The organism is Pseudomonas sp. 37 R 15 (assembly GCF_900004865.1).
Classification (GTDB): Bacteria; Pseudomonadota; Gammaproteobacteria; order Pseudomonadales; family Pseudomonadaceae; genus Aquipseudomonas; species Aquipseudomonas fluorescens_AM.
Genome location: NZ_CVTV01000051.1, coordinates 214,820 through 228,998, shown reverse-complemented (window position 1 = coordinate 228,998; position 14,179 = coordinate 214,820). Strand labels below are relative to the sequence as shown.

Annotated in this window: 9 protein-coding genes; 3 read left to right on the top strand and 6 right to left on the bottom strand. The window is 58.8% G+C overall.

The genetic code is table 11. The features are described from left to right. Positions 1–98 precede the first annotated feature (98 nt). From pgi to BFQ04_RS19395, 3 genes are all read left to right on the top strand, one after another. Positions 99–1,763: a glucose-6-phosphate isomerase gene (pgi, locus tag BFQ04_RS19405; protein ID WP_065952184.1), complete on the top strand. Its 1,665-nt coding sequence runs from the start codon at positions 99–101 to the stop codon at positions 1,761–1,763. A gap of 108 nt (positions 1,764–1,871) precedes the next feature. Then, positions 1,872–2,888: a class I SAM-dependent rRNA methyltransferase gene (locus tag BFQ04_RS19400; protein ID WP_065952183.1), complete on the top strand. Its 1,017-nt coding sequence runs from the start codon at positions 1,872–1,874 to the stop codon at positions 2,886–2,888. A gap of 88 nt (positions 2,889–2,976) precedes the next feature. Continuing rightward, positions 2,977–5,910 carry a DUF748 domain-containing protein gene (locus BFQ04_RS19395; protein WP_065952182.1) on the top strand — a complete coding sequence of 978 codons (2,934 nt, stop codon included), beginning with the start codon at positions 2,977–2,979 and terminating at the stop codon, positions 5,908–5,910. Between the two features lie 657 nt (positions 5,911–6,567). Here BFQ04_RS19395 and BFQ04_RS19390 read toward each other — a convergent pair. The 6 genes from BFQ04_RS19390 to infB all read right to left on the bottom strand — a co-directional run bounded on the left by BFQ04_RS19390 (position 6,568) and on the right by infB (position 14,161). Next, entirely contained in the window at positions 6,568–7,188 is a 621-nt protein-coding gene (locus tag BFQ04_RS19390) for a BON domain-containing protein (RefSeq protein WP_065952181.1), read from the bottom strand. 295 nt (positions 7,189–7,483) lie between these two features. Then, positions 7,484–9,589, bottom strand: coding sequence for a polyribonucleotide nucleotidyltransferase (gene pnp, locus BFQ04_RS19385; protein ID WP_049711495.1), 2,106 nt, complete (start codon positions 9,587–9,589; stop codon positions 7,484–7,486). Positions 9,590–9,783: 194 nt separating this feature from the next. After that, positions 9,784–10,053, bottom strand: a complete 270-nt coding sequence (rpsO, locus tag BFQ04_RS19380) for a 30S ribosomal protein S15 (RefSeq protein ID WP_003176135.1) — start codon at positions 10,051–10,053, stop codon at positions 9,784–9,786. A 115-nt stretch (positions 10,054–10,168) separates the two neighbouring features. Continuing rightward, positions 10,169–11,086, bottom strand: a complete 918-nt coding sequence (gene truB, locus BFQ04_RS19375) for a tRNA pseudouridine(55) synthase TruB (protein WP_003176136.1) — start codon at positions 11,084–11,086, stop codon at positions 10,169–10,171. 3 nt (positions 11,087–11,089) lie between these two features. Continuing rightward, positions 11,090–11,485, bottom strand: a complete 396-nt coding sequence (gene rbfA / locus BFQ04_RS19370) for a 30S ribosome-binding factor RbfA (protein WP_065883945.1) — start codon at positions 11,483–11,485, stop codon at positions 11,090–11,092. 159 nt (positions 11,486–11,644) lie between these two features. Continuing rightward, positions 11,645–14,161 carry a translation initiation factor IF-2 gene (gene infB, locus BFQ04_RS19365; RefSeq protein ID WP_065952180.1) on the bottom strand — a complete coding sequence of 839 codons (2,517 nt, stop codon included), beginning with the start codon at positions 14,159–14,161 and terminating at the stop codon, positions 11,645–11,647. Positions 14,162–14,179: the final 18 nt, after the last annotated feature.

Genomic DNA, 14,179 nt, shown 5'->3' with positions numbered 1-14,179 from the left:
TAGCGCTGTCCGGACCCCGTCGCGTGTTAAAAGACTGGAGGTTCCGGGCTTTGAAGTGTCCTAAAGGCAGTCCCCGTAATAAAAGGAAACCCGCAGCGATGGCGTACTACCGCACCCCTCATGACGTTACCGCGCTGCCCGCCTGGCAAGCGCTCGATCAACATCGCCAAGCCATGCAGGATTTCAGCATGCGCGAAGCCTTTAATGCCGACCCCCAGCGTTTTTCCGAATTCACCCTGAGCAGCTGTGGGCTTTTCCTCGATTACTCGAAAAACCTGATCACCCGCGAAACCCGTGACCTGCTGGTGGGCCTGGCCAACGAAGTCGGCCTTAAAGACGCGATCAACGCGCTGTATGCCGGCGAGCCGGTCAACTCCTCGGAAGGCCGTCCGGCGCTGCACACCGCCCTGCGTCGCCCGGTTGGCGACAAATTGTCGGTCAACGGCGTGAATATCATGCCCGACGTGCACAAGGTGCTGAACCAGATCACTGACCTGGTCGGCCGTATCCACGACGGCCTGTGGCGTGGCTACACCGAGAAGCCGATCACCGACGTGGTGAACATCGGCATCGGTGGCTCGTTCCTCGGCCCGGAACTGGTTTCCGAAGCGCTGCTGTCCTACGCCCACAAGGGCGTACGCTGCCACTACCTGGCGAACATCGACGGCAGCGAGTTCCACGAGCTGACCATGAAGCTGCGCGCCGAGACCACGCTGTTTATCGTTTCGTCGAAATCCTTCAACACCCTGGAAACCCTGAAAAACGCCCAGGCCGCCCGCGCCTGGTACCTGGCCCAGGGTGGCTCGGAAGCCGAGCTGTACCGCCACTTTATCGCCGTGTCGAGCAACAACGCAGCGGCCGTAGCGTTCGGCATCCGCGAAGAGAATATCTTCCCGATGTGGGACTGGGTCGGTGGTCGTTACTCGCTGTGGTCCGCGATCGGCTTGCCTATCGCCCTGGCGATCGGCATGTCCAACTTCAAGGAACTGCTGTCCGGTGCCTACACCATGGACCAGCATTTCCAGAACGCGCCATTCGAACAGAACATGCCGGTGCTGCTGGGCTTGCTGGGCGTGTGGTACGGCAATTTCTGGGGTTCGCAGAGCCATGCGATCCTGCCGTACGACCACTACCTGCGTAACATCACCAAGCATTTGCAACAGTTGGACATGGAGTCCAACGGCAAGAGCGTGCGCCAGGACGGTACGCCGGTCGCCACCGATACCGGCCCGGTCATCTGGGGCGGCGTGGGTTGCAACGGTCAGCATGCCTATCACCAGTTGCTGCATCAGGGCACCCAACTGATTCCGGCCGACTTCATCGTGCCGATCGTCAGCTTCAACCCGGTCTCCGACCACCACCAATGGCTGTATGCCAACTGCCTGTCCCAGAGCCAGGCGCTGATGCTCGGCAAGACACGCGCCGAAGCCGAAGCGGAGCTGCGCGATAAGGGCATCCCTGAAGCCGATGTGCAGAAACTGGCACCCCACAAGGTGATCCCGGGCAACCGTCCGAGCAACACTATCGTGGTCGAACGCATCAGCCCACGCCGCCTGGGCGCACTGGTCGCCATGTACGAACACAAAGTGTTCGTCCAAAGCGTCATCTGGGGCATCAACGCCTTCGACCAATGGGGTGTCGAGCTGGGCAAGGAGCTGGGCAAAGGCGTTTATAACCGCCTGACCGGCGCCGAAGAAAGCTCGGCCGAAGATGCTTCGACCCAGGGCCTGATCAACTACTTCCGCGGTCGTCACCGCGGCTGATCAACGACTGAACCGATAGCCTCGAAATAACCCCCGGCCTGTTCAGGCCGGGGCTGTTAAACTGCGCGCCCCCATTGTCCTCATTCCCCCGCAAGCAAGGCGCGCTCCATGACTTCCTTGAACCAGGCGCTGCGCGCCGCCCTCGACCATCGCCAAGACCTGATCAGTGAACTGCATGCACAAGGCACCGATTGCTACCGGCTGTTCCACGGCAGCCAGGAAGGCGCCGCTGGCCTGACGATCGATCGCTACGGCCCGCAATTGCTGGTGCAAAGCTTCCACCAATCCCTGCAAAACGCTGATCTGCTGGACCTGCACCAACTGATCAGCCAATACATGGGCCTGGAGCTGCTGCTGGTGTACAACGACCGCTCCCGTGGCAACTCACGGATCGACCGTGAAGACAGCGTGTACCGCGCCGAACCTGCCGCGCTGGAGGATCTGGTCGGTCACGAATGGGGCCTCAACTACCGTGTGCGTGGGCGGCATGCCGGGCAGGACCCGCTGCTGTTCCTTGACCTGCGCAACACCCGTGGCTGGGTCAAGGACCACAGCGCCGGTAAAAGCGTGCTCAACCTGTTCGCCTACACCTGTGGCGTAGGTTTGAGCGCGGCGGCCGGTGGCGCACGAGAAGTCTGCAACCTGGACTTTGCCGAGGGCAACCTCGCCGTGGGTCGCGAGAACGGTCTGCTCAACCCGCAGTTGCCGACCATGAAGTTCGTACAGTCCGATTACTTCCCGGCCATTCGCCAATTGGCCGGCCTTGCGATCACTCAGCGCCGTGGCCAGAAACTGCCGAGCTATCCGCGCCTGGAACAGCGCCAGTATGACCTGGTGCTGCTCGATCCGCCCGCCTGGGCCAAAAGCGCCTTCGGCACCGTCGACCTGTTGCGCGACTACCAAAGCCTGCTCAAGCCCGCACTGTTGGCCACCGCCGATAATGGCGTGCTCATTTGCTGCAACAACCTGGCGAAAGTGAGCATGGATGACTGGCGCGAACAGGTGCTGCGTTGCGCGGAAAAAGCCGGTCGCCCCGTGCGCGAGTGGCAGATCATGGCACCGGGAGCGGACTTTCCATCGAAAGACCAGCAACCTCCGCTGAAGACCCTGATCCTGCAGTTGTAGGAAGTTTCCCAGACCTGGCTGTTCTTCGGAACCGAAATCACGTGCCATACTCCAAGGCACTCCTGTTCGACATAGATGGCTGTCACCCATGCCCAAAGGATTGATCCGCGCCATAGGCGCCTTGTTGACCGCCCTTGCTGTGTATAGCTTGCTGGGCTTTCTGATTCTGCCCGGCATTGCCCTTCGTATTGCCAACCAGCAGTTGGCCAATTACGCAACGGTGCCGGCGCGTATCGAGCGTATCGAACTCAACCCGTTCAGCCTGGAGCTGACGCTATGGGGCCTGAAGATCGGTGACCCGGGCAAGGAACAGCTGGGTTTCGAGCGCCTCTATGCCAACCTGCAGATCGACAGCCTCTGGACCCGGGCCCTGCACCTGGCCGATGTTCAACTCGAGCAACCCAAGACCGAATTGCTCTTCGACAAATCCGGCCAGTTGAACCTGGCGCAATTGTTCAAATTGCCCCCAAGCGAGCCAACCCCCGCCGACCCCGACGCCAAGCCTTTCCCGCTGCGTATCGACAGCATCAAGCTGGCGGGCGGCTATGTGCATTTTCGCGACCTGCGCCCCAGCGAACCCATCGAATTTCTCTACGACAAACTCGACTTCGAGCTGAAAAACCTCAGCACCTTGCCGGAAGACAACGCCGACATGACCTTGGTGGCCGCTGGCCCCCAGGGCGGGCAGATCGATTGGAAAGGCAACTTCAGCCTGGTGCCGATCACCTCCGAAGGCTCGCTGAAAGTCACCGACGGTCAAATGAAAGCCTGGTGGCCGTATGTACGCGATGCCGTGCCGTTGGTGCTTGAGGACGGTGTGCTCAATTTCAGCACCCACTATAAATTCAGCCTGGCCAAAGAGACCGAACTGAACCTGACCAATACCACCGCCAGCATTGCGCCCTTTGCAATCAAGGCGCCGGATGGACGGCCATTGGCACGCCTGGAACGCCTGGACGTCAGCGAGACCACCGTGGACCTGGCCAAGCAACACGTGGTGATTGGCAAAATCCGCAGCAACAAACTCGAAACCTGGGCGGCCCGGGAGGCTGATGGACAACTGGACTGGCAGAAACTGTTCGCCAGCCAACCCGACAAAACGGCCAGGACGCCGGAGCCGGCCTCCGCGCCCGCGACTGCCGACTCGCCTGAAGCGCCACCGGCGGCGCCGAACAAACCGTGGCAAGTGCTGCTCAAGGATGTGCAACTGCGCAACTACCAGGTGCATCTGGCTGACCGCCAGGCCAAACCTGCGGTAGCCCTGGAGCTGGGCCCGTTGAACGTCGATGTGCAGAACTTCGACAGCCTCAACCAGAGCCCTTTTACCTTGAAGGTCGACACCGGCCTGGGCAAGCAAGGCAAGATCCAGGCAACCGGCGAGGTCAACCTGAATCCGGTCAGCGCCAGGCTGAAAGTGAACACCCAGGACATCGACCTGCGCGTCGCGCAGTCCTATATCAGCCCGTTCATCCGTCTGGAACTGCGCAGCGGCATGCTGGGCAGCAACCTGGATGTCAACCTGAAAAGTACCGAGCCGCTGACCCTGCAAGTCACCGGCCGCGCGCAAGTGGATCAGTTGCACACGCTCGACACCCTCAAGTCCCGTGACTTCCTCAAATGGCAGCGCCTGGTGCTGGAAGGGGTCAATTACCAACATGGCGACAGCCTGTCGATCGACAAGGTCAACCTGCTGCAACCCTATGCGCGCTTCATGATCAACGAGGACCGCACCACCAACATCGACGACCTGCTGATCCCGCAGCCGGCCGACGGCGGCACCCAGTCGTCAGCCAAACCGGCAGCGAGCAAAGACAAGCCATTGGGTATCCACGTCGGACAGATCGCGATCAACGACGGCTCGGCCAATTTCGCCGACTTCAGCCTCACGCCCAACTTCGCTACCGCCATTCAACAACTCAACGGCCAGATCGGCACCATCGACAGCCGCCAGGCCAGGCCGGCCAGCGTCGACATCAAGGGCAAGGTGGACCGCTATGCACCGGTGACTATCAAGGGCAGCGTGAATCCGTTTGACCCTATGGCGGCGCTGGACATCGCGACCAGCTTCAAACGTGTCGAGTTGACCACCCTGACGCCGTACTCAGGCAAATTCGCGGGCTTCCGAATCCGCAAAGGTCGTTTGAACCTGGACTTGCATTACATGATCACCAAAGGCCAGTTGAAGGCTGAAAACAAGGTGGTGGTCGAGCAACTGCAACTGGGGGAGAAAGTCGACAGCGCCGATGCCGTGGACTTGCCGATTCGTCTTGCGGTTGCTTTGCTCAAGGACAGCAACGGTAAAATCTCCATCGAGCTGCCGGTAAGTGGTGACCTGAACAACCCGCAATTCAGTGTCATGCCGATTGTGTGGCAGACCCTGCGCAACCTCGTGGTCCGCGCAGCGACGGCGCCCTTCAAGTTCATCGGCGGGCTGGTCACCGGCGGCGGTTCGCAAGACCTGGGCAGTGTGTCGTTCGCGGCGGGCTCCAGTGAACTGGATAAAAACGCCGAAGGTGCCCTCAACACGCTGGCCAAGGCACTCAAGGAACGCCCTGCCCTGCGCCTGGAAATCGAAGGCACCGCAGCGGCCAGCAGTGACGGCCCGTTCCTGGCCGCGCAACGACTGGAGCGTGAGTACCAATACAATTACTACAAAATCCTGCAGCGTCGCGGCGATAAAGTCCCGGCCCAGGCGTCATTGCTTGTCGTGCCCGAGAAGGAAAAAGCGCCTCTGCTGGAAGGCATTTACCGCACCCGCCTGAAACAACAGCCACCGGCCGAATGGAAAGGCCTGGGCGACGATGAGCGCGCGGCCAGGCTCAAGGACGGCGTGATCAAGTTCTGGAGTGGCAGTGACGTGCTTCTGCGCCAGCTCGGCCAGGACCGGGCCAGTACCATCAAGGATTACCTGGTGGACAAGGCTCAGCTGGAAGACGACCGCGTGTACTTCATTGATGCGCAACTGGGACAGGCGGAAAAAGATGGTCGGGTGGTGACGCCGATGCATCTGGATGCCGAGTAACCAAATGTGGGAGGGGGCTTGCTCCCGATGGCTGTAGGTCAGTCAGTGATAGGTTGACTGATACACCGCCATCGGGGGCAAGCCCCCTCCCACATTTTTTGCTCATCGCCCGGCAAGCTAGATAGTGTTATGCATCTGAGACAGACGGAAACGGTCGGGTGGTAACGCCGATGCATCAAGTTGCCAAGCACCCAATTGTGGGAGGGGGCTTGCTCCCGATGGCTGTAGGTCAGTCAGTGATAGGTTGACTGATACACCGCCATCGGGGGCAAGCCCCCTCCCACATTTTTTGCTCATCGCCCGGCAAGCTAGATAGTGTTATGCATCTGAGACAGACGGAAACGGTCGGGTGGTAACGCCGATGCATCGCGTTGCCAAGCAACCAATTGTGGGAGGGGGCTTGCCCCCGATGGCGGTAGGTCAGTCAACGATATTGTTGACGGGTACACCGCTATCGGGAGCAACCTCCTCCCACATTTCAATTCCTTGCTTGGCCGGCAAATTATCGCGCCCCAAATAGAACAGGCCCCGACACAAGTGCCGGAGCCTGTAATGACCACATCCGTGTGGTCGGTCGCATGAACTCCAGAGGTGCCTTGGGTGGAAATCTGACTCACCCTAAGCCGCCGCCATTCAGTTCAGACGCGATCTGTAGTGTTACTGAGCTTTCAGGCCATCGGCCGATACAGCTTTAACGCCTTTGATTTTCTTGGCGATCGCTACAGCAGTTTCTTTCTGCGCAGCAGTTACAGCCGTTGGGGACGACAGGGACACGACGCCTTTGTTGGTTTCAACCTTGATGTCGGTGCCAGGGATACCTTTCTCGGTAACCAAGTCAGCTTTTACTTTGGTGGTGATCCAGGTATCGCCAGTGGCCTCGCCAGCGTTATGGGCTGCACCTTTGGTTTTGTCGATACCGTCAGCCTTGGTAGCGCCGCCAGCCAGCAGGCCGTCAGCAGATACAGCGGTCACGCCTTTGATTCTCTTGGTGATCGCTACGGCAGTCGCTTTCTGCGAGTCCGAGACGGCTACTTCGGAGGACAGGGAAACCACACCTTTGTTGGTCTCAACCTTGATGTCCGAACCTGGAATGCCTTTTTCAGTCAGCAGGTCAGCTTTGACCTTAGTGGTGATCCAAGTATCCGAAACGCTTTCCTTAGCCTGGGTGGCTTCGCCGGCCGCCAAAGTCATAGGGGCTTGGGAAGTCTGAGCAAAGGCTACGTTAGCACCCATGGCCAGAGTCAGAGCGGTAGCAGTAGCGAGAGCGAACTTCTTCATACGAGTAACTCCTGTTTTATTAAAAGACTGCAGTACATAAATCTTGGTACTGCAGCGCTAACAGGGATATTGCAGGCAGTGTGCCAAGTAGTGATACGCTAAAAAAGCCATATAAAACAACAAGTTATAAAAAACGAAGATTTTCGGAATCGTGCAACTTGCATGAAGCTGGTCATGCCTGCATGCAAGTTGCGGCTTTTGGGTCGGGCTAAACAGCTGATTCTGCTTCACTTTCTTGCGCTCATAAAAAAAGGACTCCGAGGAGTCCTTTTTTCAGCGTGACGCTTGCGGGTAATTAAACGCCCGAAGCCTTGGCTGCTGCTACGTCCTTGATGGACAGCTTGATACGGCCGCGGTTGTCCACGTCCAGCACCAGCACTTCCACTTCCTGGCCTTCTTTCAGAATGTCGGTCACTTTCTCAACACGAGCGTCGCTCAGCATGGAGATGTGAACCAGACCGTCCTTGCCCGGCAGGATGTTGACGAATGCGCCGAAGTCGACGATACGCTCAACCTTACCCACGTAGATCTTGCCGATCTCGGCTTCAGCGGTAATACCCAGGACGCGCTGGCGTGCAGCCTCAGCCGCTTCCTTGGTTTCGCCAAAGATCTTGATCGAACCGTCGTCCTCGATATCGATCGAAGCCTTGGTTTCTTCACAGATCGCACGGATAGTCGCGCCGCCTTTACCGATGACATCACGGATTTTGTCGGTGTCGATTTTCATCGCGATCATGGTCGGAGCATTTTCCGACAGCTCGGTACGCGACTGACCAATGATCTGGTTCATCTGGCCGAGGATGTTCAGGCGCGCTTCCAGGGCTTGGCCCAGAGCGATTTCCATGATCTCTTCGGTGATGCCCTTGATCTTGATGTCCATCTGCAGCGCGGTCACGCCTTTGGCGGTACCGGCTACCTTGAAGTCCATGTCGCCCAAGTGGTCTTCGTCGCCCAGGATGTCGGTCAGAATGGCGAATTTCTCGCCTTCTTTAACCAGGCCCATGGCGATACCGGCAACCGGTGCCTTCATCGGCACACCGGCGTCCATCAGTGCCAGGGAAGCACCGCAAACCGAAGCCATGGAGCTGGAACCGTTGGATTCGGTGATTTCCGACACCACACGGATGGTGTACGGGAACACGTCGGCCGCCGGCAGCATCGCGGCAATCGAACGACGGGCCAGACGGCCGTGACCGATTTCACGACGGCCAGCACCGCCCATGCGACCACACTCGCCCACCGAGAACGGAGGGAAGTTGTAGTGCAGCATGAACGGGTCTTTTTTCTCGCCTTCCAGGGTGTCCAGCAGTTGTGCGTCACGGGCGGTGCCCAGGGTCGCGACTACCAGGGCCTGGGTTTCACCACGGGTGAACAGCGCCGAACCGTGAGTCTTCGGCAGAACGCCGACTTCGATGTTCAGCGGACGTACAGTGCGTGTGTCGCGACCGTCGATACGTGGCTTGCCGTTAACGATGTTTTCGCGAACGGTGCGGTATTCGATTTCACCGAAGGCAGCTTTGACTTCGCTGGAAGAAGGCTGGCCTTCTTCACCGGACAGCTTGGCAACAACCTGATCCTTCAACTCACCCAGGCGAGCGTAACGGTCGGCCTTGACGGTGATGGCGTAGGCCTGGGAGATCGCGTCGCCGAATTCGGCACGGATAGCGCCCAGCAATGCGGTGGCTTCAGGCTGTGGAGCCCAGGTCCAGGTTGGCTTGGCAGCTTCGGCAGCCAGTTCCTTGACGGCGTTGATCACCACCTGGAACTCGTCGTGAGCAAACAGTACAGCGCCCAGCATCTGGTCTTCAGTCAGCTCTTTGGCTTCCGATTCAACCATCAATACAGCTTCCGAGGTACCGGCAACGACCATGTCCAGGCTCGATGCTTTCTGTTGCTCGTAAGTCGGGTTCAGCAGGTAGCCGGTGCTTTCGTGGAACGCAACGCGCGCGGCGCCGATCGGGCCGTCGAAAGGAATGCCGGAAATCGCCAGGGCAGCCGAGGTACCGATCATCGCAGCGATGTCCGGATCGGTTTTCTTGCTGGTGGAAACGACGGTGCAGACAACCTGCACTTCGTTCATGAAGCCTTCTGGGAACAGCGGACGGATCGGACGGTCGATCAGTCGGGAAGTCAGGGTTTCTTTCTCGGAAGGACGGCCTTCACGCTTGAAGAAACCGCCAGGGATCTTACCGGCAGCGTAAGTTTTTTCCTGGTAGTGAACGGACAGAGGGAAAAAGCCTTTGCTCGGGTCAGCGGTCTTGGCGCCAACCACGGTCACCAGTACGGTAACGTCGTCGTCAACGGTGACCAGCACTGCGCCGGAGGCTTGACGGGCGATACGGCCTGTCTCGAGGGTAACGGTCGACTGACCGAACTGGAATTTTTTGATAACCGGGTTCACGGTGTCCTACCTTCTTTGTGGCTCTTGGGGAACTTGTCTTCTTGCGAAATTCTTGGGCAACGTCGGGAATCGGCCCAACCCTTGTCCAGGGTAAAACGTGTATCCAGATAAAACTTGAGGCTGGGAGCCTGCCATGGATCAGCGGGAATCCCGCTGACACACGACAGACAACCAACCTCTAGCGCAATCGCTGATTAGCGACGCAGACCCAGGCGACCAATCAGAGCCTGATAACGACCCAGATCCTTGCCTTTCAGGTAGTCCAGCAGCTTACGGCGCTGGTTTACCATGCGGATCAGACCACGACGGGAGTGGTGATCTTTACCGTTGGCCTTGAAGTGACCTTGCAGTTTGTTGATGTTGTGGGTCAGCAGTGCAACTTGCACTTCTGGCGAACCAGTGTCACCAACAGCTTGCTGATAGTCAGCTACGATTTGTGCTTTTTCTTGAACGTCGAGAGCCATGAGGCAATCCTTTTTTCAGGAAACCACCCAGAGGGCAGTTTCAACAGGCCAGGGACAAATCCCTGTATCTAAAAATGAGTGTTGACCATGCCTGTTAACAGCCACACTCGTTCGGTCATTCTGACCGAATCAGTCGACGCGGCGCGATGCGCCCGTCTTCGCTCACTTCACCTATACCGATAAAGCGACCGTTATGATCCTGTACTCGCACCATGCCGAACTTCGGGGCATCCGGTGCGCGTACCGGCTGGCCGTTGAGCCAATAGAACGCGCTGTGCTCCGAGAAGTGCAGCAATGGCCAATCCAGCAAACCGCTGTCCGATGGCATCAGGAAGCGATCAACTGCTTCGTTGCCGCCTTCGGCATGTACCGCTTCGAGCTCTTCCAGCGTGACCGTCTGGGCCAGGGTGAAAGGGCCGGCCTGTGTACGTCGCAGTTCGGCAACGTATGCGCCACAGCCCAGTTGCTCACCAATATCTTCCACCAGGGTACGGATATAGGTGCCTTTGCTGCAGTCCACCGCCAATCGGGCCGTGTCACCTTCACAGGCGAGCAATTCCAGCCGGGCAATAGTAACAGAACGCGGTTCGCGCTCCACCACTTCACCCGCACGTGCCAGCTTGTAAAGTGGCTGGCCATCACGCTTGAGCGCCGAGTACATCGGCGGTATCTGGCTGATTTGCCCACGAAAAGCGGGTAAGGCAGCTTCAATATCGGCACGACCAACGGTCACATCGCGAACCTGCAGGACATCACCTTCGGCGTCGGCCGTGGTGGTGGTCTTGCCCAGTTGCATCAAGGTTTCATAACCCTTGTCGGAATCGAGCAGGTATTGCGAGAACTTGGTTGCCTCGCCAAAGCACAACGGCAGTACACCGGTGGCCAGGGGATCGAGGCTGCCGGTGTGCCCGGCCTTCTCGGCGTTGAGCAGCCAGCGGACTTTCTGCAATGCGGCATTGGAGGTAAAACCAATGGGCTTGTCGAGCAGAATGATGCCACTGACGTTACGGCGGATACGTTTGACCTGAGCCACCGCTTACTCCTTGGCGTCTTCAGGTGTGGACGGATGCTGGCTGTCTTCAGCCACGGCGCGCTCGATCAATGCCGACAGGTGCGCACCACGCACGACGCTTTCGTCGTAGTGGAAGTGCAACTGGGGAACGCTGCGCAACTTCATTTCACGGGCCAACTGCATGCGCAGGAAACCTGCGGCGGCGTTGAGCACCTTGATGCTTTGCGCGATCTCTTCGCTGTTGTCCTGGCCCATCACGGTGATGAAGATCTTGGCGTGACCCACGTCACGGCTCACTTCAACAGCGGTGATGGTGACCAGGCCAACGCGCGGGTCTTTGACTTCGCGACGGATCAGTTGGGCCAGCTCGCGCTGCATCTGATCGCCGATACGCTGGGTACGGCTGTATTCTTTTGCCATGTCTTGTTACCTGTTACTGCCACACGGTGAAACCCGTGGAGTCTGAAAGCGGCAAACGCCCGGCCTGACAAAAGCCAGACCGGGCGTTGCGTTTAGAGTCCGTACGCTGCGCGGGGCATCTGCATGCCCACACGCGACGTGGCTCCGGAAGTGCGCGAGTTAGAGGCTGCGAGCAACCTGAACCTTCTCGTAGACTTCGATCTTGTCGCCAGGCTTGACGTCGTTGTAGCTCTTGACGCCGATACCGCATTCCATGCCGGCACGTACTTCGGAAGCGTCATCCTTGAAGCGGCGCAGGGATTCCAGCTCACCTTCGAAGATAACGATGTCTTCACGCAGTACACGGATTGGACGGTTACGGTGCACAGTACCTTCGATAACCATGCAACCGGCGATCGCGCCGAATTTCGGCGAGCGGAACACGTCACGCACCTCGGCGATACCCAGGATATTCTCCCGGACGTCGCTGCCAAGCATGCCGGTAAGGGCTTTCTTGACGTCTTCGATGATGTCGTAGATGACGTTGTAGTAACGCATGTCCAGGCCTTCCTGCTCGACAATCTTGCGAGCGCCGGCATCGGCACGCACGTTGAAGCCGAACAGTACAGCGTTGGAAGCCAGTGCCAGGTTGGCATCGGATTCGGTGATACCACCGACACCGCCGCCGACAACGCGCACTTGCACTTCGTCGTTACCCAGGCCGTTCAAGGCGCCGTTCAACGCTTCGAGGGAACCACGTACATCAGATTTGAGGACGATGTTGAGCGTCTTCTTCTCTGCCTGGCCCATGTTCTCGAAGATGTTTTCCAGCTTACCGGCGTGAGCACGAGCCAGTTTGACTTCGCGGAACTTGCCTTGACGGAACAGAGCCACTTCACGGGCTTTCTTCTCGTCGGCAACCACGCTCATCTCGTCGCCAGCGTCCGGGGTACCGTCCAGGCCGAGGATCTCGACAGGGATGGAAGGACCGGCTTCCTTGATTGGCTTGCCGTTCTCGTCGAGCATGGCACGCACGCGGCCATAGTTCGAGCCGACCAGCACCATGTCGCCTTGACGCAGGGTACCGTCTTGAACCAGTACGGTTGCAACCGGGCCGCGACCCTTGTCGAGACGCGATTCAACCACAACACCGCGGCCTGGGGCCGATGGGGTTGCTTTCAGTTCAAGTACTTCAGCTTGCAGCAGGACCGCTTCGAGCAGTTCGTCCACACCGGTACCGACTTTGGCCGAGACCGAAACGAACGGCGTATCACCGCCCCACTCTTCGGAAGTCACGCCGTGAACCGACAATTCGCTACGGATGCGATCGAGATCGGCGCCCGGCTTGTCGATCTTGTTCACTGCAACCACCAGTGGAACACCAGCGGCCTTGGCGTGCTGGACAGCTTCAATGGTCTGCGGCATTACGCCGTCGTCCGCTGCAACGACCAGGATCACGATGTCGGTCGCCTTGGCACCACGGGCGCGCATTGCGGTAAACGCGGCGTGACCCGGGGTGTCGAGGAACGTGACCATGCCGCGCTCGGTTTCAACGTGGTACGCACCGATGTGCTGGGTGATACCACCGGCTTCGCCAGCAGCTACCTTGGCACGACGGATGTAGTCGAGCAGCGACGTCTTACCGTGGTCAACGTGGCCCATTACGGTCACAACTGGCGCACGGGAGAACGTCTCACCTTCAAACTTCAGGGACTCGGCCAGGGAATCTTCCAGGGCGGTGTCGCTGACCAGGGTCACTTTGTGGCCCAGTTCTTCGGCTACCAGTTGAGCAGTTTCCTGATCAAGCACCTGGTTGATGGTCGCTGGGGTACCCAGTTTGAACATGAACTTGATGATTTCAGCAGCCTTGACCGACATCTGGTTGGCAAGATCGCCAACGGTGATGGTCTCGCCGATCTGCACATCACGCACGACAGGGCCGGTTGGGCTCTGGAAACCGTGGGCGTTGCGTTTTTTCAGCTTGGCCTTGCCGCGACCACCACGACGGAAGCTGTCGCTTTCTTCGTCGGTGGTACGTGGGGCAACGCGTGGCGCAGGCGCTTTCTCTTTGACCGAGGCGCGATGCGGAGCGTTTTTACGCTCGCCATCACCGCCACCACCGCGACGATTGTTATCGTCGGCACGTGGTTTGTCCGGACGACGAGGTTCGTCGCGCTTGCGGGCGTCTGCTGCTGGAGCAGGTGCGGCAGCCGCCGGAGCAGCCTCGCGCACCGCTTCAACAGGAGCGGCGACCGCCTCAGTGCTGGCAGTTTGCGCAGCAGCAGGCTGGCGACGCGCTTCTTCTTCGGCGCGACGCTTGGCTTCTTCTTCAGCCTTCTGACGAGCAGCATTTTCTACTGCGCGACGTTCATCCAGCTCGCGTTTGCGCTCGGCTTCGATTTCTTCCGGGCTGCGCTGTACGAAGACTTTCTTCTTGCGTACTTCAACGCTGATGCTCTTGCTACCTGCAACACGCAGGGTGCTGGTAGTTTTGCGCTGCAATGTAATCTTGCGCGGTTCTTCCACTTTCGCCTTGTGGCTGCTTTTCAAGTGAGTCAGCAAAGACTGCTTCTCACTGTCGCTCACATGTTCCTCGGCGGCGGTGTGCGGCAGACCTGCCTCACGCATCTGCTGCAACAGGCGCTCTACCGGTGTTTTGACCTCATCGGCCAGTTGTTTCACCGTGACTTGCGTCATGCACTTCTCTCCTCAGGC

Coding starts and splice junctions, on each gene's coding strand:
- BFQ04_RS19390 (WP_065952181.1), bottom strand. CDS start 7,188: ATGAAGAAGTTCGCTCTCGCTACTGCTACCGCTCTGACTCTGGCCATG.
- BFQ04_RS19400 (WP_065952183.1), top strand. CDS start 1,872: ATGACTTCCTTGAACCAGGCGCTGCGCGCCGCCCTCGACCATCGCCAA.
- rpsO (WP_003176135.1), bottom strand. CDS start 10,053: ATGGCTCTCGACGTTCAAGAAAAAGCACAAATCGTAGCTGACTATCAG.
- pgi (WP_065952184.1), top strand. CDS start 99: ATGGCGTACTACCGCACCCCTCATGACGTTACCGCGCTGCCCGCCTGG.
- infB (WP_065952180.1), bottom strand. CDS start 14,161: ATGACGCAAGTCACGGTGAAACAACTGGCCGATGAGGTCAAAACACCG.
- rbfA (WP_065883945.1), bottom strand. CDS start 11,485: ATGGCAAAAGAATACAGCCGTACCCAGCGTATCGGCGATCAGATGCAG.
- BFQ04_RS19395 (WP_065952182.1), top strand. CDS start 2,977: ATGCCCAAAGGATTGATCCGCGCCATAGGCGCCTTGTTGACCGCCCTT.